Source organism: Candidatus Pantoea symbiotica, assembly GCF_056491525.1.
Genome location: NZ_JBSZHR010000002.1, coordinates 3,016,435 through 3,036,339, shown reverse-complemented (window position 1 = coordinate 3,036,339; position 19,905 = coordinate 3,016,435). Strand labels below are relative to the sequence as shown.

The following is a 19,905-nucleotide window of genomic DNA, read 5'->3' as shown; positions in this document are numbered from 1 at the left end:
TTCGTCACGACGCATCATCGTATTGCCAAATATAAAAATCGCCGTGTTTAACCCAACATCATTCTGATACCCAACGCGATGTGTATGCAGTCAGAGTGGATGTAGCGTTCGCTATATTTCAGGAGTGCATCATGAATAGTTTCAGCCAGACAGCGGAAGCGGTGCAGAAGCGCACCAATGCCCGTTACTGGATTGTGGTGATGTTATTTATCGTCACCTCGTTCAACTACGGTGACCGCGCAACCATTTCGATTGCCGGTTCGGCGATGTCCAAAGATATCGGCCTTGATTCGGTCGGCCTGGGCTACATCTTCTCCGCCTTCTCGTGGGCGTACGTTATTGGGCAGATTCCGGGTGGCTGGCTGCTCGACCGCTTCGGCTCAAAACGCGTCTACTTCTGGAGCATCTTCCTCTGGTCGCTGTTCACCTTGCTGCAGGGCTTCGTCGATCTGTTCAGCGGCTTTGGCATTATCATTTCGCTGTTCCTGCTGCGTTTCCTGGTCGGCCTGGCTGAGGCGCCATCCTTCCCCGGCAACAGCCGCATCGTTGCGGCCTGGTTCCCGGCGCAGGAGCGCGGCACCGCAGTAGCAATCTTCAACTCGGCGCAATACTTCGCCACGGTGATCTTTGCGCCGATCATGGGTTGGCTGGTATCCGAAGTGGGCTGGGCGCACGTGTTCTGGTTCATGGGCGGATTGGGCATCATCCTCAGCTTCATCTGGCTGAAAGTGATCCACGATCCCACCGATCATCCAGGCGTTAACAAAGCCGAACTGGAGTACATGGAGCAGGGCGGCGCGCTGATTAACATGGACGTCAAAAAGGACGACCGCAAAGTGAGCTGGAGCGAGAAGTGGTTCCAGATCAAACAGCTGCTGACTTCCCGCATGATGCTGGGCATCTATCTCGGGCAATACTGCGTCAACGCCTTAACCTACTTCTTTATCACCTGGTTCCCGGTGTATCTGGTGCAGGCGCGCGGCATGTCGATTCTGAAGGCGGGCTTTATTGCCTCGATTCCGGCGGTATGCGGCTTCCTTGGCGGCGTCTTGGGCGGGGTGATTTCTGATTACCTGATGCGCAAAACCGGTTCGCTGAATATCGCGCGTAAAACGCCGATTGTGCTCGGCATGCTGCTCTCCATTTCAATGGTGATGTGTAACTACACCGATACTGAATGGGTGGTGGTGTTCTTCATGGCGCTGGCGTTCTTCGGTAAAGGCATTGGTGCGCTGGGATGGGCGGTGATGGCAGATACCGCACCGAAAGAGATCAGCGGCTTGAGCGGCGGTCTGTTCAATATGTTCGGTAACTTCTCCGGCATCGTGACGCCAATCGCTATCGGTTACATCATCGCCACCAGCGGTTCCTTCGAAGGCGCGCTGGTTTATGTCGGTATCCATGCCTTTGTCGCCGCATTTAGCTTCCTGGTGATTGCCGGCGATATCAAACGCGTCGAACTGAAAACCAGGCCATAAGGACGGACTATGACTACGCAAAGCACGCCGGTCATCACCGAAATGCAGGTGATTCCGGTTGCCGGGTACGACAGCATGCTGCTCAACATCGGTGGCGCGCACAGCGCCTGCTTCACCCGCAATATCGTGGTGCTCACTGACAGCGCCGGACATACCGGCGTCGGTGAAGCGCCGGGCGGTGAAACCATCTACCAAACGCTGGTTGAGGCGATTCCTCAGGTGAAAGGCCAGCAGGTTGCGCGCATGAATCGTCTGGTGCAGCAGGTGCACAAAGGCAATCAGTCGGCGGATTTCGATACCTTCGGCAAAGGCGCGTGGACCTTCGAGCTGCGCGTCAATGCGGTGGCCGCGCTGGAAGCCGCGCTGCTCGATCTGCTCGGCCAATGCCTCGGCGTGCCGGTGGCGGAACTACTCGGTCCGGGCCAGCAGCGCGATGAAGTCACGGTGCTGGGTTATCTGTTTTATCTCGGCGATCGTCGCAAAACCGATTTGCCCTATCTGACCGGCGAAAATGCCAGCCACGATTGGTATCACTTGCGCCATCAGGAGGCGCTGACGCCGGAATCCGTGGTGCGGCTGGCGGAAGCGGCGCAGGACAAATACGGCTTCAAAGATTTCAAACTCAAAGGCGGCGTGCTGCCGGGCGAGCAGGAAATTGAATCGGCGGAGGCGCTGAAAAAACGCTTTCCCGATGCGCGCATCACTGTCGATCCCAACGGTGCCTGGACGCTCGACGAAGCCATTCGCTTGTGTAAAGGCATGGGCGATGTGCTTACCTACGCCGAAGATCCGTGCGGTGCCGAGCAGGGTTTTTCTGGCCGCGAAGTGATGGCCGAATTCCGCCGCGCGACGGGCTTGCCGGTCGCCACCAACATGATTGCCACCAACTGGCGCGAAATGAACCACGCGGTGATGCTCAATTCCGTCGATATTCCGCTGGCCGATCCGCACTTCTGGACGCTGAGCGGCGCGGTGCGCGTGGCGCAGCTGTGCGACGACTGGGGATTAACCTGGGGCTGTCACTCCAATAACCACTTCGATATTTCGCTGGCGATGTTCACCCACGTTGGCGCGGCTGCGCCGGGTAAACCCACCGCCATTGATACGCACTGGATTTGGCAGGAGGGCGATCAGCGCCTGACCAAAGAGCCACTGCAGATCCGTAACGGCAAAATCGCCGTGCCGGATAAGCCGGGCCTCGGCATCGAGCTGGATTGGGATCGTCTGCATCATGCCAACGCTTTGTACAAATCGCTGCCAGCGGGCGCACGTAATGACGCCACCGCTATGCAGTATCTGGTTCCCAATTGGTCATTCGACCGCAAGCGTCCAGCATTTGGTCGCGGCTAAGTCTAAGGAGCAGGAAATGAGTCAGACACCGAAAATTACATCGCTGCAGGTCATTCCGGTGGCCGGTTACGACAGCATGTTGCTCAACCTGAGCGGCGCACATTCACCGTTCTTCACCCGCAATATCGTCATCATTAAAGACAATGCCGGACATACCGGCGTGGGTGAGATTCCGGGCGGCGAAAAGATTCGTCAGACGCTGGAAGATGCGGCGGCGCTGGTGGTGCAGAAAACCGTTGGCGAATACAAAAACATCCTCAATCTGGTGCGCAGCACCTTTGCCGATCGCGATTCCAGCGGGCGCGGCAACCAAACCTTTGATTTGCGTACCACCATTCACGTGGTGACCGGCATCGAAGCGGCGTTGCTCGATCTGCTTGGGCAGCACCTGGGCGTGAACGTTGCCTCGCTGCTCGGCGATGGTCAGCAGCGCGATCGTGTGGAAATGCTCGGCTATCTGTTCTATGTCGGCGACCGCAAGAAAACCTCGCTGCCGTATCAGAGCCAGGAAAATGACAAATGCGATTGGTATCGTCTGCGCCACGAAGAAGCGCTGACGCCGGATACGGTGGTGCGCCTGGCGGAAGCGGCGTATGAAAAATATGGCTTTAACGATTTCAAACTGAAAGGCGGCGTGCTGCGCGGCGGCGAAGAGGCCGAAGCGGTAACGGCGCTGGCGAAGCGCTTCCCGCAGGCGCGCGTGACGCTCGATCCTAACGGCGCATGGTCGCTGAACGAGGCGATTCTGCTCGGTAAGCAACTGAAAGGCGTGCTGGCCTATGCGGAAGATCCGTGCGGTGCTGAGCAAGGCTATTCCGGTCGTGAAGTGATGGCGGAGTTCCGCCGCGCCACCGGCATGCCGACCGCCACCAACATGATCGCCACCGACTGGCGTCAGATGGGCCACACGCTGTCGCTGCAATCGGTCGATATCCCGCTGGCCGATCCGCACTTCTGGACGATGCAGGGTTCGGTGCGCGTGGCGCAGATGTGCCACGACTTCGGCCTGACGTGGGGCTCGCACTCTAACAACCACTTCGACATCTCGCTGGCGATGTTCACCCACGTTGCCGCCGCCGCACCGGGCGCGATTACTGCCATCGATACCCACTGGATTTGGCAGGAAGGCAATCAGCGCCTGACCAAAGAGCCGTTCCAGATTAAAGGCGGCATGGTGCAGGTGCCGCAAAAACCGGGCCTTGGCGTCGAGCTGGATATGGATCAGGTGATGCAGGCCAACGCGCTGTATCAGAAACACGGTTTGGGCGCGCGCGATGATGCGCAAGCCATGCAGTTCCTCGTACCGAACTGGACCTTTGATAACAAGCGTCCGTGCCTGGTGCGCTAACTTTTCCGGCTCCCCGCGCGGGAGCCTGCTGTAACCGACAGGAGTGAAGACAATGAGCAATGCCTGGCCGAACCCTTTTCGTCGCCGTTTGCTGGCAGGAGAAACCCTGATTGGCAGCTGGTGCGCGCTGGCTAATCCATTAACCACCGAAGTGCTGGGCCTGGCGGGCTTTGACTGGCTGGTATTGGATGGCGAACACGCGCCAAATGACATCACCACCTTTGTGCCGCAGCTGATGGCGCTGAAGGGCAGCCACAGCGCGCCAGTGGTGCGTCCGCCGTGCAACGAACCGATCATCATCAAGCGCTTACTGGATATTGGCTTCTACAACTTCCTGGTGCCGTTTGTGGAAACCGAGGAAGAGGCGATTCGCGCGGTGGCGTCTACTCGCTATCCACCGGCTGGCATTCGCGGTGTCTCGGTTTCGCACCGCAGCAACATGTACGGCACGCTGCCGGACTACAACAGCACCATCAACGATAACATCACTGTGCTGGTGCAGATCGAAACGCAACAGGCGGTGGACAATATCGATGCTATTGCCGCAGTCGATGGTGTCGATGGCATCTTCGTTGGGCCGGGCGATCTCTCGGCAGCGCTCGGCTATCTCGGCCAGCCTGCGCATCCCGAAGTATTGAAAGTGATTAAACACGTATTCGAACGCGCCAAAGCGGCGGGGAAACCGAGCGGGATTCTGGCGCCGGTGGAAGCCGATGCGCGCCGCTATCTGGAGTGGGGCGCCAGCTTTGTGGCGGTAGGCAGCGATCTGGGCGTGTTCCGTAACGCCACGCAGGCGCTGTGTGACAAATTTAAAAAATAACTGACTGAGAGGAAAGGCAATGAAAATTGGATTTATCGGCCTCGGCATCATGGGCAAACCGATGAGTAAAAACCTGGTGAAAGCCGGTTATTCGCTGGTGGTGCGCGACCATAATGTCGGCAACGAAGCAGAGCTGGTGGAGCTAGGCGCCACCGTGGCGAAGACGCCAAAAGAGGTAGCAGAACAGGTAGATGTGTTGATCACCATGGTTCCGAACTCGCCGCAGGTTAAAGAGGTGTGCCTCGGCGCTAACGGCATCATCGAAGGCGCGAAGCCTGGCCTGATCGTGATCGACATGAGTTCCATTGCGCCATTGGCCAGCCGTGAAGTGCATGATGCGCTGGCGGCGAAAGGCATCAAAATGCTCGATGCGCCGGTCAGCGGCGGCGAGCCGAAAGCGATTGAAGGCACGCTGTCGGTGATGGTCGGCGGTGATAAAGCAGTGTTCGATCAGTGCTTCGACATCATGAAAGCGATGGCGGGTTCGGTGGTGCACACCGGCGACATTGGTGCGGGTAACGTCACCAAGCTGGCGAATCAGGTAATCGTGGCGCTCAACATCGCGGCGATGTCAGAAGCGCTGTCGCTGGCGACCAAAGCGGGCGTTAATCCTGAGCTGGTTTATCAGGCGATTCGTGGTGGCCTGGCGGGCAGCACCGTGCTGGATGCCAAAGCGCCGATGGTGCTGGATCGTAACTTCAAGCCGGGCTTCCGTATCGATCTGCACATCAAAGATCTGGCTAATGCGCTGGATACCTCGCACGAGATTGGCGCGCATCTGCCGCTGACCGCTGCAGTAATGGAGATGATGCAAGCGCTCAAGGTCGACGGACAGGGCACTTCCGACCATAGCGCGCTGGCCTGCTATTATGAAAAATTAGCGAAAGTTGAGATCACCCGGTAGTGCAATCGTCCGGCGTCTGCGGATGCCGGACGGCTCGCTGCCTTCGCAGGACGGATGTCCGTCATCAACCGCGCTGGATTGCCTATGAAAATTGTCATCGCACCGGATTCATATAAAGAGAGTTTATCCGCCCTGGAAGTGGCTTCGGCGATTGAAGCGGGATTCCGCGAGATCTTTCCTGAAGCTGACTACGTGAAAATACCGGTTGCCGACGGTGGCGAAGGCACGGTTGAAGCGATGGTGGCGGCAACGCAGGGAAACATTGTCCGGCTGACGGTTACTGGACCGCTCGGCAAGCCAGTTGAAGCGTTCTACGGTTTGTCAGGCGATGAGCGTACCGCGTTTATCGAAATGGCGGCGGCCAGCGGGCTAGAGTTAGTACCCGCCGCACAGCGCGATCCGCTGATTACCACCTCGTTTGGCACCGGCGAGCTGATCAAAGATGCGCTCGATCGTGGTGTCGATCACATCATCATCGGCATTGGCGGCAGCGCCACCAATGATGGTGGTTCCGGCATGATGCAGGCTCTGGGCGCGCAGCTGCTGGATGAGCACGGCAAGGAAATTGCCTATGGCGGCGGTGCATTGCCGCAGCTGGCGCACATTGATATCGCACAGCTGGATGCGCGTATTAAAGAGTGCCGCTTTGAAGTGGCCTGTGATGTCAGCAATCCGCTTACCGGTGAAAAGGGCGCGTCGGCGATCTTTGGTCCGCAAAAAGGCGCAACGCCGCAGCTGGTGCAGCAGCTGGACAAAGCACTGGAACATTACGCTACTCTGATTCATCGCGATCTGGATATTGATGTTTTACACATTGATGGCGGCGGCGCGGCGGGCGGCATGGGCGCGGCGCTGCATGCGTTTTGTCAGGCCGAGTTGCGCAGCGGCATTGAAATTGTTACTGAAGCCTTGGGCCTGGCCGAGCAGGTGAAAGATGCCGATCTGGTGATTACCGGCGAAGGGCGCATTGATAGCCAGAGCATTAATGGCAAGGTGCCGATTGGCGTGGCAAAGGTCGCGAAGCAGTTTAATAAGCCGGTGATTGGCATTGCCGGAAGTTTAACCGCGGATGTCGGCGTGGTGCATCAACACGGGCTGGATGCGGTGTTCAGCGTGCTGTTTAGCATCTGCACGTTGGATGACGCGCTGGCCAACGCGGCGCAGAACGTGCGCCTGACGGCGCGTAATGTCGCGGCGGTGATTAAGCTGGGGAGAGAGCTGTAAGCCAGGTCGCCATGAATGGCGACCCTACAAATGCGCACGCATAGCCGTTGTAGGGTCGGCATTTATGCCGACCTGGTCCATCACCGCACTAACCTAACGCCAACAATTTTCTCGCCTCTCGCGCCACGTTCGCCATCTCATCGCTTAACTCCAGCAGCTCCGGCTCAAGCGCGTCGATATCGCTCTCCTGATGCAAACTCTTCTCCAACTGCTGACACAGCTGTTTCAGGCGCGGCACGCCGCTGTAGCTGGCGCTGCCGTGCAGCTTGTGAATAATCTCGCGCAATCCCACCACATCATTACTCGCCATCGCACTCTCAACGCGCTCTTCCACTTCTGGCAGGAAATCGAGCAGCATTTGCAGCAGATCGCGGGCTAAATCAGGTTTATTGGCGGCCTGACGCAGCGCTAGCGTCCAATCCAGTGACGGCGCAACTTCAGGCGGTTGCGGTTGCGGCTGCGGCGTGACCCGGTTCGGCGCGTAGCGTTGCAGCAGTTGGCTCAGTTTGTCCTCGTCAATCGGCTTTGCCAGATAGTCATTCATGCCAGCATTGATAAGCTGCGCACGTTCACCATCCAACGCATGCGCGGTTACGGCGACAATCGGTGTGGTGGCGTGCAGCGGCAGGCTGCGGATGATTTCGCTGGCGCGGATGCCATCGATATCTGGCATCTGAATGTCCATCAGAATCACGTCCAGCTTGTGTAGGCGCGCCTGGCGAATCGCCTGCTCGGCGTTATCACAAAGAATGATGTGCTGCACCTGCTCCTCCAGCAGCGCGCCAATCAGTTTCAGATTGGCGGGATTGTCATCTACCGCCATTACCGTCAATGGCTGACGTGCGCCACGCGGCAGCGCATCGCTTTGCCAGTCATGTAAGTCGAGCAGCATTGGCAGCAAGCGCGTTAACGAAACCGGTTTGGCGATACAACCGGCAATGCCGCGCGCCCGCAAGTCGTCGGCAAACAGCATCATTTCACTCGGCAGCGCTAGCAGCACCGAATCGGCACGCGCATGCAGACGAGTAATAAACGCATCCGACAGCGTCGCAGGATGCGGTTCGGTTACCGGCAAGCCCATCAGCAGCAGCGGAAAGTGCGTATCGGGCATCTCTTCCAGGCTGGAGAAGTGCTGCACCTGCAACGGTGTGATGCTTAGCATCTCCTGCACCGCTTTCGCCACCGCTGGATGTGGCTCGATATACGCCAGCGGCGTGGCACGCAAATCATCCAGCATGCGCGGAATGGCTGGGGCATTCGGATTGAGATCGAGATGAATATGCACCCAGAAGGTCGAGCCCTGATTCTGACGGCTGTGGAAGGCAATTTCGCCGCCCATTTCGCTCACCAGTTTCTGCGTGATCACCAACCCTAAACCGGTGCCGCCATGACGACGTGAAATACTGGCATCGGCCTGGCGAAACGCCTGGAACAGCTGCGACTGCTGCTGTTCAGAGATACCGATGCCGGTGTCATGCACCTGAATCTCCAGCTCAGCACGCGTGTTGCTGATGCTGCGTAGCTCGACGCGCAGATCGATATGTCCGTGCTCGGTGAATTTAATCGCGTTGCCAATCAGGTTGATCATGATCTGCTGCAGGCGCAGCGGATCGCCAATTACGTTGTCCGGCACCTGTTTTTCCAGGCAGACGGTAATTTCCAGCCCTTTGTCATGGGCAGATGGCGCCAGCAGCACCAGCGTTTCATCCAGCGTGGCGCGCAGCGGGAACGGGATCGACTCCAGCACCAGCTTGCCCGCTTCCAGCTTCGAGAAATCAAGCACGTCGTTAATGATGCTCAGCAGGTTATTCGCCGAACGCTCGATGGTGCTCATGTAGTCGCGCTGGTTGGTGCTCAGCCCGGTTTTTAGCATCTGGCGAGTAAAGCCAATTACGCCGTTCAGCGGCGTTCGCAGCTCGTGCGACATGTTGGCGAGAAACTCCGATTTGATACGTGCCGCTTCCTGCGCGCGCTTCTTCGCCAGATCCAGCTCCACGTTCTGAATCTCCAACTGCTCCAGCGTTTCGCGTAGATCGTAAGTCGCCTGATCAATGTTCTGCTGCATCTCTTCGTGATAGGCGGTGAGCGACATCGCCATGGCGTTGATACCGTTTTTCAGAATGCTCAGCTCGCCCAGCATGTAGCCATCCACGCGACTGTCCAGCTGGCCGCGGCGAATGCGGTCCACGGTGGTGACCATGTTGCGAATCGGGCCGGTGACGTCGCGCATCAGGCGATAGGCAAACAGCATGGCGATGCACAAACAGAACAGCAGCAGTAGCGTGGCAACAAACACCTCTTTGTACTGCTCGAGCCGCACCGATTGCAGATCCAGCTCAATCGCCACATAACCCAGCGGATTCCCGGCTGGTTTGGCGTCTTCGCCAGGCAGCTCATCCACCGAATAGCGTTCAGAGATGATTGGCGTGCGCAAAATCATCACATTGCCTTGCCGCTCCACCGAGACGCCATCTTCCAGCGTTGAGATGTCCTCTTTCTGTAATAACGAGAGGTTTTGGTTGTTATTCGAGGTGACGTAGACGTGATTGTTGTTGTCGAAAATGGTGATGGCACGGACAATATTGGAGTGGCGGCGATGCAGAAGGCTGACTAATTCGCGAATCGCATCGCGGTTGTGCCACGTCATGCCGTATTCACTGGAGACCGCCAGCGGTTCGATGATGTTCGCCCCCGCGTCGTGCACCTGATGCTGTAATTCGTTGTAGCGGTGCACCACAAAGAAGGTACTAAGCAGCAGGCCAATCATCAGCGTTGGCGCCAGTATCAAAATCATCATTCGCGCCCGCAGGCTGTATTTGGTCATAATTGTGGCCTGGCGATTCCTGGCATTTTTCCCTGTGCGAGCGCGGTTAATGGCTGCACACCCAATTAAAGTAGAGATTTCACAATACTATGGCGCAATTTTACTCCGCAAAACAGCGTGTGACGACTAAGGCGCGCATATCCGTCACCATTGAAGACCTCGATTCTTTTGGACAAGGTGTTGCGCGCCATAAAGGCAAGGCGATGTTTGTCAGCGGCGCGCTGCCCGGTGAACAGGCGGAAGTGACGGTGTTCGAGGATAAAAGCAAGTACGCGCGCGCCAAAGCCAACAAGATCCTCAATCCTAGCCCACAGCGGGAAACACCGCGCTGCGTCCATTTCGGCGTGTGCGGCGGCTGCCAGCAGCAGCATGCGTCGGTGGCTTTGCAGCAGGAGAGTAAAGCGCGTGCCTTAAGCCGCATGCTAAGCCGTGAAGCGCCGCTGCCGGTGAAAGTCGATGAGATCATCAGCGGCAGCGCGTGGGGCTATCGTCGTCGTGCGCGTTTAGGGTTGCAGTGGCAGCCAAAACAGCAGCGTCTGCAAATGGGTTTCCGCCAGGCCGCTAGCAACGATCTGGTTGAGCTGAAGCAATGCCCGGTTTTGGTGCCCGAACTTGAAGCGTTACTGCAGCCGTTGCACCAGTGTCTCAGCGATTTACAGGCGGTCAAACGTTTGGGCCACGTTGAGTTGGTGCTGGCAGACAATGGCCCGCTGATGGTGCTGCGTCATCTTGATGCACTCTCTGCAGGCGACCGCGCAAAACTGGAACGTTTTTCGCATGAGCAGCAACTGTCGCTCTATCTGGCTGATGGCAGTGAAAGTTTGCAGGCGCTGAATGCGTGTGAACCTTTTTATCACTCGTTGAATTTGCCGCTAACCTTTAGCCCGCAGAATTTTATTCAGGTCAACGATGGCGTTAATCAGCAGATGGTGGCCAAAGCCATCGAATGGCTGGATTTGCAGCCAGAGGATCGTGTGCTGGATTTGTTCTGTGGTATGGGAAACTTTACTTTGCCTCTAGGAAAGTTCGTACAAAATGCTGTAGGTGTGGAGGGCGTTGCAGCATTAGTGCAGCAGGCAGCGTATAATGCAGCCCAGAATAATCTTGAGAATGTTCGCTTCTTCCAGCATAACCTGGAGGAAGATGTATCGCGTCAGCCGTGGGCGACGCAGGGATTTAACAAGGTGTTACTGGATCCAGCGCGTGCTGGGGCCGCGGGCGTGATGACGCATGTGGTTAAACTTGCGCCAGAACGTGTGGTCTATGTTTCCTGTAACCCTACAACGCTGGCGCGTGACAGTCAGACATTGCTGTCAGCGGGCTACCATTTGGAAAGGGTCGCGATGCTGGATATGTTCCCTCATACCAGTCATCTCGAATCCATGGTGCTGTTTAGCAAAGCATAAGCGATGTCCACATCGCTGTGGCAGGAGAGGATATGGTTGCGGTTAGAAGTGCGCATTTAAATACGGCGGGCGAATTTGCCCTCGACCAGTGGATCGCCAGTTTAAGTATCAACAATCCGCAATCCTGTCAGCGACTGGCGGATGCGTGGCGCTACTGTGAAGCCGAAACGCACAACCATCCTGATCAAGCTCTGCTGCTGTGGCGCGGTATTGAGATGGTGGAAATCCTCACCATGCTCAGCATGGACATCGACAGCCTGCGCGCGGCGCTGCTGTTCCCGCTCGCCAACGCCGATGTGGTAAGCGAAGAGGATCTCGAAAAAGCCTTTGGCAAAGAGATTGTGATGTTGGTGCACGGCGTGCGCGACATGGATGCCATTCGTCAGCTGAAAGCGATTCACAACGATTCGATGGCTTCTGAGCAAGTGGATAACGTGCGCCGCATGCTGCTGGCGATGGTGGAAGATTTCCGCTGCGTGGTCATCAAGCTGGCGGAACGTATCGCCCATCTGCGTGAAATGAAAGACGCGCCAGAAGATGAGCGCGTGCTCGCGGCGAAAGAGAGCACCAATATCTACGCGCCGCTGGCCAACCGCCTTGGTATCGGTCAGCTCAAATGGGAGCTGGAAGATTACTGCTTCCGCTATCTGCATCCCGATGAATACAAACGTATTGCTAAGCTGCTGCACGAACGCCGTATCGATCGCGAAGGCTATATCGAAAGCTTCGTCGCCAACCTGCGCGCCGAGATGCAGAAAGAGGGCGTGCGTGCCGAAGTGTATGGCCGTCCAAAACACATCTACAGCATCTGGCGCAAGATGCAGAAGAAGTCGTTAGCGTTCGATGAGCTGTTTGACGTGCGCGCGGTACGCATCGTGGCTGAACGCTTGCAGGATTGCTACGGCGCGCTCGGAACGGTACATACGCTGTTTCGCCATCTGCCGAGTGAGTTTGACGACTACGTTGCCAATCCCAAGCCCAACGGTTATCAATCGATTCATACCGTGGTGCTCGGTCCGCAGGGCAAAACGGTGGAAATCCAGATTCGTACGCGCCAGATGCACGAAGATGCCGAGCTGGGCGTCGCCGCACACTGGAAGTACAAAGAAGGTCCAACCTCGAGCAATGCGCGCGGCGCGGCAGGACATGAAGGACGCATCGCCTGGCTGCGTAAGCTGATTACCTGGCAGGAAGAGATGGCCGATTCCGGCGAGATGCTGGAAGAGGTGCGCAGCCAGGTATTCGACGATCGCGTGTATGTGTTTACCCCGAAAGGCGACGTGGTCGATCTGCCGGCGGGTTCAACGCCGCTCGACTTCGCCTATCACATTCACAGTGATATCGGCCACCGCTGCATTGGCGCCAAAATCAGCGGGCGCATCGTGCCGTTTACCTATCAGTTGCAGATGGGCGATCAGATTGAAGTGATCACCCAGAAGCAGCCGAATCCAAGCCGCGACTGGCTGAATCCGAACCTCGGCTATATCACCACCAGCCGCGGGCGCTCGAAAATTCACGCCTGGTTCCGCAAACAGGATCGTGACAAAAATATTATCGCTGGCCGTCAGATCCTCGAAAACGAGCTGAATCAGATGGATATCAGCATGCGCGAAGCGGAGAAACTGCTGCTGCCGCGCTATAACGTCAGTTCGCAGGATGAGCTGCTGGCGATGATTGGCGGCGGCGATATTCGCCTCAATCAGATGGTCAATTTCCTGCAAGGCAAGCTCAACAAGCCGAGCGCCGAAGAGGAAGATCGCGAGGCGCTGCGCCTGCTGACGCAGAAGTCACATGCACCGTCGGCGCGTAAAGAGAGCGGTCGCGTGGTAGTGGAAGGCGTGGGCAATCTGCTGCACCACATCGCCCGTTGCTGCCAGCCGATTCCTGGCGACGATATCGTGGGCTTTATTACCCAGGGACGCGGCATCTCGATTCACCGTGCCGACTGCGACCAGTTAACCGAGCTGATTTCGCATGCACCGGAACGAATCGTTGATGCGGTGTGGGGCGAGGATTACTCCAGCGGTTACTCGCTGGTGGTGCGTGTCACCGCCAACGATCGTAGCGGCCTGCTGCGCGATATCACCACCATTCTGGCTAATGAAAAGGTCAACGTGCTCGGCGTCTCTAGCCGCAGCGACACCAAAAAACAGCTGGCGACCATTGATATGGATATTGAGATCTACAACCAGCAAGTGCTTGGCCGCGTGCTGGCACGCCTTAATCAGGTGCCGGACATTATCGACGCGCGCCGTTTGCACTGATTTCCACGTCGGCATAAATGCCGACCCGACAAATTACGCCGTAGGGTCGCCATTCATGGCGACCTTTTTACATATCAGCCCCAAAGGATCCTCTCATGACGCCCTTAAACCGCCTGCTCACCATCATGCAAACCTTGCGCGACCCGGAGCGCGGCTGCCCGTGGGATCGTCAGCAAACCTTCGCCTCGATCGCGCCCTACACACTGGAAGAAACCTACGAAGTGATCGATGCCATTCAGCGCGAAGATTTTGCCGATCTGCGCGGTGAACTTGGCGATCTGCTGTTTCAGGTCGTGTTCTACGCACAGATGGCCGATGAGCAGCAGCGCTTCAATTTTGACGACGTCTGCAACGCCATCAGCGACAAACTTGAACGCCGTCATCCGCACATTTTTGGCGATGTTCAGGCCGAAACCAGCGAAGAAGTGCTGAAAAACTGGGAAGCGATCAAACACAGCGAACGCGCGGAAAAATCGCAGCACTCTGCGTTAGATGACATCCCTAAAGCGCTGCCAGCATTGATGCGCGCGCACAAAATTCAGAAGCGTTGCAGCACGGTGGGCTTCGACTGGAATAATCTCGGTCCGGTGCTGGATAAAGTGCATGAAGAGATCGACGAAGTGATGCACGAAGCGCAGCAAGCGGTGGTAGATAAAGACAAGCTGGAAGAGGAAATCGGTGATTTGTTGTTTGCGACCGTCAATTTATCACGCCATTTAGGCAGCAAAGCGGAAGTCGCGTTACAGAAAGCCAACGATAAGTTTGAGCGCCGCTTCCGTCAGGTTGAAGCCATTATCGCCTCACAAGGTTTAGCGATGAGCGATGCCACCCTGGATCAAATGGAAGAGGCCTGGCAGCAGGTGAAAGTGTTGGAGAACAAGCAGTAAGCGAATTTGGCGATTATTCCAGCACTGCGCATAAATTCGCCGCTTGAGCTTACTCGATTCAGCCTTGCGGCGACTTTGTGACGTACATCAACATTTCACACCATGCTATCCGCTATGTTACCGGCTTACCTGTGGAGGACGATGGTGTGATTCATCAATTGTGGCTTAAGACGACTTCAAGTATACTATTTTCCCGTCTTGGTTATTCCACCGTCTTTAAACCTAAACTCTCAGGTTCAGCATGACAACGAATTATATTTTTGTGACCGGCGGGGTCGTTTCCTCTCTGGGCAAAGGCATTGCCGCAGCCTCCCTCGCAGCTATCCTTGAAGCACGTGGTCTGAATGTGACCATCATGAAACTCGATCCGTACATCAACGTCGATCCGGGTACCATGAGCCCAACGCAGCACGGTGAAGTGTTTGTTACCGATGATGGGGCCGAAACCGATCTGGATTTAGGTCACTACGAGCGCTTCATCCGCACTAAAATGTCGCGCCGCAACAACTTTACTACCGGTCGTATCTACTCAGAAGTGCTGCGCAAAGAGCGTCGCGGTGACTATCTGGGCGCCACGATTCAGGTTATCCCACACATCACCAACGCCATCAAAGAGCGCATCATTGAAGGCGGCGAAGGTCATGACGTCGTTCTGGTCGAGATCGGCGGTACTGTGGGTGATATCGAATCTCTGCCGTTCCTCGAAGCGATTCGCCAGATGGCGGTCGATGTCGGTCGTGAACACACCATGTATATGCACCTGACGCTGGTGCCGTATATGGCGGCCGCAGGCGAAGTGAAAACCAAGCCAACCCAGCATTCAGTGAAAGAGCTGCTGTCGATCGGGATTCAGCCAGACGTGCTGATCTGCCGTTCTGACCGCGCTGTGCCGGCGAACGAACGCGCTAAAATCGCGCTGTTCTGTAACGTGCCAGAAAAAGCGGTTATTTCCCTGAAAGATGTGGATTCCATCTACAAGATTCCAGGCATGCTGAAATCGCAAGGTCTGGATGATTACATCTGCAAGCGTTTCAATCTGAACGCACCGGAAGCGAACCTGGCCGAATGGGAACAGGTGATTTACGAAGAAGCCAATCCGGGCGGCGAAGTGACCATCGGTATGGTCGGCAAATATGTCGAACTGCCGGATGCATACAAGTCAGTGATTGAAGCGTTGAAACACGGCGGCCTGAAAAATCGCGTTACCGTGAACATCAAACTGATCGACTCGCAGGATGTTGAAACGCGCGGTGTCGAATTATTGAAAGATCTGGATGCTATTCTGATCCCTGGCGGCTTCGGCTACCGCGGTGTGGAAGGCAAAATGATGACGGCGCAATACGCTCGTGAGAACAACGTGCCTTACCTGGGGATTTGCCTGGGCATGCAGGTTGCGCTGATGGAATTTGCCCGCAATGTTGCCGGTATGGAAGGCGCGAACTCTACGGAATTTGTGCCAGACTGTAAGTATCCGGTGGTTGCGCTTATCACCGAATGGCGTGACGAAGAGGGCAACGTTGAGCAGCGTACTGAGCAGAGCGATCTGGGCGGCACCATGCGTCTGGGCAGCCAGCAGTGCCAGTTGACGCCGGAAAGCAAAGTGCGTCAGTTGTACGGTTCTGAAATCATTACCGAGCGCCACCGTCATCGTTACGAAGTAAACAATATGTTGCTGAAGCCGATTGAAGCGGCGGGTCTGCATATTGCCGGTCGTTCTGGCGACGATCAGCTGGTTGAGATCATTGAGATCCCGAACCACCCGTGGTTTGTTGCCTGTCAGTTCCACCCGGAATTCACGTCGACCCCACGCGATGGTCATCCGCTGTTCGCTGGCTTTGTGAAAGCCGCGCAGGAACACCAGAAGCGTTTAGCGAAGTAAGTTTCACGAACAGCGCGCGAACTTTTCGCGCGTTGTTTGTCTTAGGATTGACTAACTTGTACTGAGGAAAATCGAATGTCCAAAATCGTAAAAGTCATCGGTCGCGAAATCATCGACTCCCGTGGCAACCCAACTGTAGAAGCAGAAGTGCATCTGGAAGGCGGTTTCGTTGGTCTGGCTGCTGCGCCATCAGGTGCATCAACCGGTTCTCGCGAAGCACTGGAGCTGCGTGACGGTGACAAATCTCGTTTCCTGGGCAAAGGCGTAACCAAAGCGGTTGCGGCTGTTAACGGTCCAATCGCTAACGCGGTAACCGGTAAAGATGCCAAAGACCAGGCGAACATCGATAAGATCATGATCGAGCTGGACGGTACTGAGAACAAATCTAACTTCGGTGCTAACGCCATTCTGGCGGTTTCACTGGCTGCTGCTAAAGCTGCTGCTGCCTCTAAAGGCCTGCCGCTGTACGCACACATCGCTGAACTGAACGGCACCCCAGGCAAATACTCTATGCCGCTGCCAATGATGAACATCATCAACGGTGGTGAGCACGCCGACAACAACGTCGACATCCAGGAATTCATGATTCAGCCAGTTGGCGCGAAAACGTTGAAAGAAGCGATTCGTATGGGTTCTGAAGTGTTCCATCACCTGGCGAAAGTGCTGAAGTCTAAAGGCATGAGCACTGCTGTAGGTGACGAAGGTGGCTACGCGCCAGACCTGGGCTCTAACGCCGAAGCACTGGCTGTTATCGCTGAAGCGGTAAAAGCAGCAGGCTACGAGCTGGGCAAAGACATCACCCTGGCGATGGACTGCGCAGCATCTGAATTCTACAAAGACGGCAAATATGTGCTGGCTGGCGAAGGCAACAAAGCCTTCACTTCAGAAGAGTTCACGCATTTCCTGGAAGATCTGGCTAATCAGTATCCAATCGTTTCTATCGAAGATGGTCTGGACGAATCTGACTGGGCTGGTTTCGCATACCAGACTAAAGTGCTGGGCGACAAACTCCAGCTGGTAGGTGACGACCTGTTCGTAACCAACACCAAGATCCTGAAAGAAGGTATCGATAAAGGCATCGCTAACTCCATCCTGATCAAATTCAACCAGATCGGTTCACTGACCGAAACTCTGGCTGCAATCAAGATGGCGAAAGATGCGGGTTACACTGCGGTGATTTCACACCGTTCAGGTGAAACCGAAGATGCAACCATCGCTGACCTGGCGGTAGGTACTGCAGCTGGCCAGATCAAAACCGGTTCTATGAGCCGTTCTGACCGTGTTGCTAAGTACAACCAGCTGATTCGTATCGAAGAAGCGCTGGGCAGCAAAGCACCGTTCAACGGTCTGAAAGAAGTTAAAGGCCAGGCGTAATCGTCTGAGTATGCTGCCTGCGGGCGGCATCGTCTGAATAAAGCCCCGCCTTGTGCGGGGCTTTTGCTTTTATTTGGCACGAAGCAGCTGTTACTCAGCGCGCAAGATCTGCCATAATCTGCGCCTCAAATTTTAGACGTGAGTGAAAAATGTTCTACCCGATTAACGAAATGTTCCAGACGCTGCAGGGCGAAGGTTTTTACACCGGTGTTCCGGCGCTGTTCATCCGCTTACAAGGATGTCCGGTGGGCTGTAGCTGGTGTGATACCAAACATACCTGGGAAAAGCGGGCGGATCGGGAGACCTCGCTCGGCGATATTCTGGTTAAAACCGTGGAAAGCGATGCATGGGGCAGCGCCGATGCGGCAATGCTGATCGACACCATTCAACGTCAGGGCTGGACCGCTCGTCATGTGGTGATTACCGGGGGCGAACCGGCGATTTTTGATCTGCGTCCTTTGACGGAACAATTAGAAGCGGCGGGATTTGCCTGCCAGATCGAAACCAGCGGCACGCACGACGTGCAGTGTTCCGACGCGACCTGGGTGACGGTTTCACCCAAGGTGAATATGCGCGGTGGCTACGACGTATTGCCGCAGGCATTGCAGCGCGCAGATGAAATCAAGCATCCTGTGGCGCGTGAGCGTGATGTGGAAGCGTTAGATGAATTGCTGGCGGGATTGCACGACGATAAAAAGCGCATTGTGGCGCTGCAACCGATCAGTCGTGGCGATGCGGCCACCAAACTCTGTATTGAAACCTGTATCGCCCGCAACTGGCGGCTTTCGATGCAGACGCATAAGTATTTGAATATTGCCTAATTCGGCCTGGTGCGCATAAATGCGCACCCTACATGTAGGGTCGCCATTCATGGCGACCGCAAACTTTACTGCTTCGCTTTATAGGCATCAAACGCCTGTTTGATTTCAGTTTTGGCTTTCGCCGCATCTTCAAAACCATTCAGCTCCACTTTCTTCCGACCATCCGGCAACTGCTTATACACGCGGAAGAATGCCTGCAAACGCTCTTGCTCGATCTTCGGCAGGTCGCTCATCTCTTTAATGTCGTCGTAGGTCGGGTCGATTTTGCTGGTTGGCACGGCGACGATTTTGTCGTCCTTTTCGCCGCCATCAATCATTTTCAGCACGCCAATCGGACGGAGTATGATCAACGTGCCCGGTTGTAGCGGCGCGCGAGTATAGAAAATCACATCCAGCGGATCACCATCTCCCGCCAGCGACTGCGTCAGCGAGCCATAGTTTGCAGGATAGGCAACCGGCATTGACTGAAAACGGTCTGCAAAAATAAAGCCGGTTTTGGCGTCGGTTTCATATTTGATCATGCCGCCGGCTGGAATTTCGGTTACGGCAAAGAACTCATCCGGCACTTTATCCGGTTGTGGAAAATCGAGAATATTTTGCGCCTGAACGGCGGCAGAGGCGGAAACAAAAACTGCAATCAGGGAAAGGCGTTTTACCAGGTTCATTGTTGATTCTCTTGATCTTTAATGAAGGAGACAACAACGTAGAGGCGACAGATGACAGTGGGATGAAAGGTAAGTAAAGAAGCGTATAGCAGGAAAGTCAGGCTGCACTAACGCAGCCCGAAAACACAATTAACCTTTGTAGATACAACCGGCGGTGCAGGTCTCTTTAATCATCACCGCGCTTAATTCCGGCAGAATCGGCTTCATCTGATCCCAAATCCATTTTGCCAGCACTTCACTGGTAGGGTTTTCTAAACCCGGAATGTCATTCAGATAGTGATGATCGAGGCGTTCATACAGCGGCTTAAACTTCGCCTTCAGTTCGGCAAAATCCATTACCCAACCGGTATGCGCATCCACTTCGCCGGTAATTTCTAATCGCACCAGGAACGAATGGCCGTGCAAACGCCCGCATTTGTGGCCTTCCGGCACGTGAGGTAAGCGGTGGGCAGATTCGAACTGGAACTCTTTAAATAACGTGGTAGACATAATGGCTCTCAGACTTAAAAACCGCTGAAGTCTACCTGAATTGCAGATTTTTCGCACCCGCTGGCAACGAAAAGGGCATTTTACGCCTTCTCAACGCCAAACGTCTAATTAACTCATTGAATCATATCGCCTTCATTTACCACTTTTGCTGGTTAACTTTACCCGAAAAACC

At 55.5% G+C, this 19,905-nt stretch carries 15 protein-coding genes; 12 read left to right on the top strand and 3 right to left on the bottom strand.

Features of this window, described 5'->3' with window-relative positions; translation table 11 throughout:
• Positions 1–131: 131 nt before the first annotated feature.
• From ACXIZX_RS14725 to ACXIZX_RS14700, 6 genes are all read left to right on the top strand, one after another.
• The gene (locus ACXIZX_RS14725) at positions 132–1,478 is read left to right on the top strand and encodes an MFS transporter (RefSeq protein ID WP_179452256.1); all 1,347 of its coding nucleotides are present in this window, start codon (positions 132–134) and stop codon (positions 1,476–1,478) included.
• 9 nt (positions 1,479–1,487) lie between these two features.
• Positions 1,488–2,828 (top strand): enolase C-terminal domain-like protein, encoded by a 1,341-nt coding sequence (locus ACXIZX_RS14720; protein ID WP_479404426.1) that lies wholly within the window; start codon positions 1,488–1,490, stop codon positions 2,826–2,828.
• A 16-nt stretch (positions 2,829–2,844) separates the two neighbouring features.
• Positions 2,845–4,176: a glucarate dehydratase gene (gudD, locus tag ACXIZX_RS14715; RefSeq protein ID WP_008101394.1), complete on the top strand. Its 1,332-nt coding sequence runs from the start codon at positions 2,845–2,847 to the stop codon at positions 4,174–4,176.
• A 52-nt stretch (positions 4,177–4,228) separates the two neighbouring features.
• Positions 4,229–4,996, top strand: coding sequence for a 2-dehydro-3-deoxyglucarate aldolase (garL, locus tag ACXIZX_RS14710; protein ID WP_061719917.1), 768 nt, complete (start codon positions 4,229–4,231; stop codon positions 4,994–4,996).
• Positions 4,997–5,015: 19 nt separating this feature from the next.
• A complete protein-coding gene (gene garR / locus ACXIZX_RS14705; protein ID WP_179452258.1) occupies positions 5,016–5,900 on the top strand; it encodes a 2-hydroxy-3-oxopropionate reductase in 885 nt (294 codons plus the stop codon).
• 84 nt (positions 5,901–5,984) lie between these two features.
• Entirely contained in the window at positions 5,985–7,124 is a 1,140-nt protein-coding gene (locus ACXIZX_RS14700) for a glycerate kinase (protein WP_479404425.1), read from the top strand.
• An 88-nt stretch (positions 7,125–7,212) separates the two neighbouring features.
• Here the strand turns inward: ACXIZX_RS14700 and barA are convergent, their stop codons facing one another.
• Positions 7,213–9,948: a two-component sensor histidine kinase BarA gene (barA, locus tag ACXIZX_RS14695; RefSeq protein WP_179452260.1), complete on the bottom strand. Its 2,736-nt coding sequence runs from the start codon at positions 9,946–9,948 to the stop codon at positions 7,213–7,215.
• 89 nt (positions 9,949–10,037) lie between these two features.
• Here barA and rlmD point away from each other — a divergent pair, with 89 nt between their 5' ends.
• The 6 genes from rlmD to queE all read left to right on the top strand — a co-directional run bounded on the left by rlmD (position 10,038) and on the right by queE (position 18,579).
• Positions 10,038–11,354: a 23S rRNA (uracil(1939)-C(5))-methyltransferase RlmD gene (rlmD, locus tag ACXIZX_RS14690; protein ID WP_479404424.1), complete on the top strand. Its 1,317-nt coding sequence runs from the start codon at positions 10,038–10,040 to the stop codon at positions 11,352–11,354.
• A 32-nt stretch (positions 11,355–11,386) separates the two neighbouring features.
• Positions 11,387–13,618 (top strand): GTP diphosphokinase, encoded by a 2,232-nt coding sequence (gene relA, locus ACXIZX_RS14685; protein ID WP_008104575.1) that lies wholly within the window; start codon positions 11,387–11,389, stop codon positions 13,616–13,618.
• A gap of 95 nt (positions 13,619–13,713) precedes the next feature.
• Entirely contained in the window at positions 13,714–14,505 is a 792-nt protein-coding gene (gene mazG / locus ACXIZX_RS14680; RefSeq protein WP_479404423.1) for a nucleoside triphosphate pyrophosphohydrolase, read from the top strand.
• Positions 14,506–14,746: 241 nt separating this feature from the next.
• On the top strand, positions 14,747–16,384 hold the full coding sequence (pyrG, locus tag ACXIZX_RS14675) for a glutamine hydrolyzing CTP synthase (RefSeq protein ID WP_007891723.1): 1,638 nt from the start codon (positions 14,747–14,749) through the stop codon (positions 16,382–16,384).
• 75 nt (positions 16,385–16,459) lie between these two features.
• The gene (gene eno / locus ACXIZX_RS14670; protein WP_179452263.1) at positions 16,460–17,758 is read left to right on the top strand and encodes a phosphopyruvate hydratase; all 1,299 of its coding nucleotides are present in this window, start codon (positions 16,460–16,462) and stop codon (positions 17,756–17,758) included.
• 149 nt (positions 17,759–17,907) lie between these two features.
• Positions 17,908–18,579, top strand: a complete 672-nt coding sequence (queE, locus tag ACXIZX_RS14665; RefSeq protein WP_154192321.1) for a 7-carboxy-7-deazaguanine synthase QueE — start codon at positions 17,908–17,910, stop codon at positions 18,577–18,579.
• Positions 18,580–18,644: 65 nt separating this feature from the next.
• Here queE and ACXIZX_RS14660 read toward each other — a convergent pair whose 3' ends face one another.
• On the bottom strand, positions 18,645–19,244 hold the full coding sequence (locus tag ACXIZX_RS14660) for an inorganic diphosphatase (protein ID WP_479404422.1): 600 nt from the start codon (positions 19,242–19,244) through the stop codon (positions 18,645–18,647).
• Between the two features lie 129 nt (positions 19,245–19,373).
• The gene (gene queD, locus ACXIZX_RS14655; protein ID WP_155726973.1) at positions 19,374–19,736 is read right to left on the bottom strand and encodes a 6-carboxytetrahydropterin synthase QueD; all 363 of its coding nucleotides are present in this window, start codon (positions 19,734–19,736) and stop codon (positions 19,374–19,376) included.
• Between the last annotated feature and the right edge of the window lie 169 nt (positions 19,737–19,905).

Coding starts and splice junctions, on each gene's coding strand:
- ACXIZX_RS14660 (WP_479404422.1), bottom strand. CDS start 19,244: ATGAACCTGGTAAAACGCCTTTCCCTGATTGCAGTTTTTGTTTCCGCC.
- relA (WP_008104575.1), top strand. CDS start 11,387: ATGGTTGCGGTTAGAAGTGCGCATTTAAATACGGCGGGCGAATTTGCC.
- ACXIZX_RS14725 (WP_179452256.1), top strand. CDS start 132: ATGAATAGTTTCAGCCAGACAGCGGAAGCGGTGCAGAAGCGCACCAAT.
- gudD (WP_008101394.1), top strand. CDS start 2,845: ATGAGTCAGACACCGAAAATTACATCGCTGCAGGTCATTCCGGTGGCC.
- eno (WP_179452263.1), top strand. CDS start 16,460: ATGTCCAAAATCGTAAAAGTCATCGGTCGCGAAATCATCGACTCCCGT.
- queE (WP_154192321.1), top strand. CDS start 17,908: ATGTTCTACCCGATTAACGAAATGTTCCAGACGCTGCAGGGCGAAGGT.
- garR (WP_179452258.1), top strand. CDS start 5,016: ATGAAAATTGGATTTATCGGCCTCGGCATCATGGGCAAACCGATGAGT.
- garL (WP_061719917.1), top strand. CDS start 4,229: ATGAGCAATGCCTGGCCGAACCCTTTTCGTCGCCGTTTGCTGGCAGGA.
- rlmD (WP_479404424.1), top strand. CDS start 10,038: ATGGCGCAATTTTACTCCGCAAAACAGCGTGTGACGACTAAGGCGCGC.
- pyrG (WP_007891723.1), top strand. CDS start 14,747: ATGACAACGAATTATATTTTTGTGACCGGCGGGGTCGTTTCCTCTCTG.
- mazG (WP_479404423.1), top strand. CDS start 13,714: ATGACGCCCTTAAACCGCCTGCTCACCATCATGCAAACCTTGCGCGAC.
- ACXIZX_RS14720 (WP_479404426.1), top strand. CDS start 1,488: ATGACTACGCAAAGCACGCCGGTCATCACCGAAATGCAGGTGATTCCG.
- ACXIZX_RS14700 (WP_479404425.1), top strand. CDS start 5,985: ATGAAAATTGTCATCGCACCGGATTCATATAAAGAGAGTTTATCCGCC.
- barA (WP_179452260.1), bottom strand. CDS start 9,948: ATGACCAAATACAGCCTGCGGGCGCGAATGATGATTTTGATACTGGCG.